The 1,058-nt window shown below is 58.3% G+C and carries 2 protein-coding genes; both read left to right on the top strand.

The window, feature by feature from the left end:
• Positions 1-208, top strand: a 208-nt coding sequence (locus ACH4F2_RS36320) for a helix-turn-helix transcriptional regulator (RefSeq protein ID WP_398136844.1), incomplete at its 5' end; no start/stop codon positions are given.
• Positions 209-419: 211 nt separating this feature from the next.
• Positions 420-1,058 (top strand): AMP-binding protein (locus ACH4F2_RS36315; RefSeq protein ID WP_398136843.1); only part of this gene is annotated, 639 nt, incomplete at its 3' end.

Raw genomic sequence — 1,058 nt, 5'->3', positions numbered from 1 at the left:
CCTCAGGGTCTTTCGGGGTCTGACGCAGCCTCAGTTGGCCAAGAAGATTGGAATGTCCACGACCGCTCTGGCTACCGTCGAGCGAGGGCATTCTCGACTGAGGGAAGATGTCGCCGAAAAATTGTCCCAGGGACTCGACGCCACGGTGGACGAGGTTAAGGCTGCATATGAGCGAACCCGTACCCGGCCTCCCCATACGTCGCCGTGAGTTCAACTCCATCCTCGCCTCCCCTGTGTGGCCGCCCGCAAGTAACTCAAACGATCAGTTTTGATCGACTACGCAATCAGAAGTAAACAGCTTCGGGCGATTGTCTGCAACATCCCACGCGCTTCTGCTATGTGACTTTGGTCCGATTCGCGGCGCTGCGGAGTTGAACCATCAGCTCGCCACAGGCCCTCGCCTGGCAGACTTCGATGGCATGAGTGCAATGGACGACCCTCAACAGCCGACCGTCACCTGTGGAACCAGAGTCCGTAGCCAGCACGAGTCCCACCAACGTGCCGGCCGACTTGCCGCCGCGATCAAGGCGCGAGGAATACAGCCAGGGGAACGTGTAGCTCTCGTAATGCGGAATGACATCGAGTTTCTCGAGGTTTCGCTCGCGGTGGCCAGCTGCGGCGGAAATCCGGTTCCAGTCAATTGGCACTGGACTGGCTCAGAGATCTGTCATCTCCTCGGCGACAGCGGCGCGCGACTGGTAATCGCGCACACCGAGTTCATCAGTAGCGTCGAAGATGCTGTTTCTCAGTTGCAGAACCCCGTCGACATCATCGAAGTAGCTATGCCTGGTGAACTGCTCGCAGAGTTGGGAGTGAGCAGTGAACTGGCGCGCCCTAGCGGCAAATACGTCACGCTCGAGGAGTTGCTCAGAGAAACCGAAACGCCATTACCTCATCAAGAGGGTGCCATCGTCGACTCCATGGGAATGGTCTACACCTCCGGAACAACAGGACTACCCAAAGGGGTACTGCGAGAACGGATGTCCCCGCATCAACTTCTGTCGATCGCAGGCGGAACAGCGACAAGAATGGGCCTTACGCCCGGCGGACAGATGTTG

Source organism: Streptomyces sp. NPDC017890 (assembly GCF_044328675.1).
Classification (GTDB): domain Bacteria; phylum Actinomycetota; class Actinomycetes; order Streptomycetales; family Streptomycetaceae; genus Streptomyces.
This window is presented reverse-complemented; position numbering and strand designations above follow the sequence as displayed.